2 protein-coding genes are annotated in these 745 nt (G+C 42.6%); both read right to left on the bottom strand.

The genetic code is table 11. From position 1 onward, the window contains the following. Positions 1 to 120: 120 nt before the first annotated feature. Positions 121 to 297, bottom strand: coding sequence for a reverse transcriptase N-terminal domain-containing protein (locus CKO12_RS14410; RefSeq protein ID WP_200155403.1), 177 nt, complete (start codon positions 295 to 297; stop codon positions 121 to 123). 31 nt (positions 298 to 328) lie between these two features. Continuing rightward, the gene (locus CKO12_RS14405; protein WP_207146399.1) at positions 329 to 643 is read right to left on the bottom strand and encodes a transposase; all 315 of its coding nucleotides are present in this window, start codon (positions 641 to 643) and stop codon (positions 329 to 331) included. Positions 644 to 745: the final 102 nt, after the last annotated feature.

The following is a 745-nucleotide window of genomic DNA, read 5'->3' as shown; positions in this document are numbered from 1 at the left end:
GAGTACTTAAAGTCAGTCATCTCTGATTCTTGGGCTGTATTCAGCAAATCATCAAGCTATGCCAAGGGCTGGATAGAACAGTTCGTGCCTTGGGTGCTGTATGGTTAGTTTTGCGGACAACTATAACCATTGTAAGGATTTGACCTTACGTTGATTACCTTCCTGCGTTGCCTTCACGATACGCGCTTGCAGTCTTCTCACTTTTTGCTCTGCCACTTTCCAATCAATCTCATGCCAGCCAGTGTTAGGAGCTGCACGATTGGTAGTCGTTGTTTTCACTTCTAGTACCTCTCTCATTTGCCACTCCTATTAGAAAAGATTCTAGGAGTTACGCAGTTGCGAACAAGCCATACAATGGTGCTGATAAATAAAATCGCACGGCACTGCGCACGATCTTATTTTTCGCTTCCATAATGCTTATTCCAGTTCGATAGAAGTAGCGTTCCAAACGTATGAAAGCACGAATTGCAAGACCAATATGATTGCGTTGAGAAATTGCTGAACGCGCTTGACAGCGTTCCACACCGCAGTTTTGTTTGAGATCGTGATGATAAACTTCAATCATCCATCTTTTTTCAGCCAAACTTTTGCGCATCAAATTTGACATTAAAAAATCATTATAGTTGTCCGCAAAACTAACCATACAGCACCCAAGGCACGAACTGTTCTATCCAGCCCTTGGCATAGCTTGATGATTTGCTGAATACAGCCCAAGAATCAGAGATGACTGACTTTAAGTACTCAT

Origin of the sequence: Chromatium okenii (assembly GCF_016583745.1) — a bacterium.
Classification (GTDB): domain Bacteria; phylum Pseudomonadota; class Gammaproteobacteria; order Chromatiales; family Chromatiaceae; genus Chromatium; species Chromatium okenii.
This window is presented reverse-complemented; position numbering and strand designations above follow the sequence as displayed.

Coding starts and splice junctions, on each gene's coding strand:
- CKO12_RS14405 (WP_207146399.1), bottom strand. CDS start 643: ATGGTTAGTTTTGCGGACAACTATAATGATTTTTTAATGTCAAATTTG.
- CKO12_RS14410 (WP_200155403.1), bottom strand. CDS start 297: ATGAGAGAGGTACTAGAAGTGAAAACAACGACTACCAATCGTGCAGCT.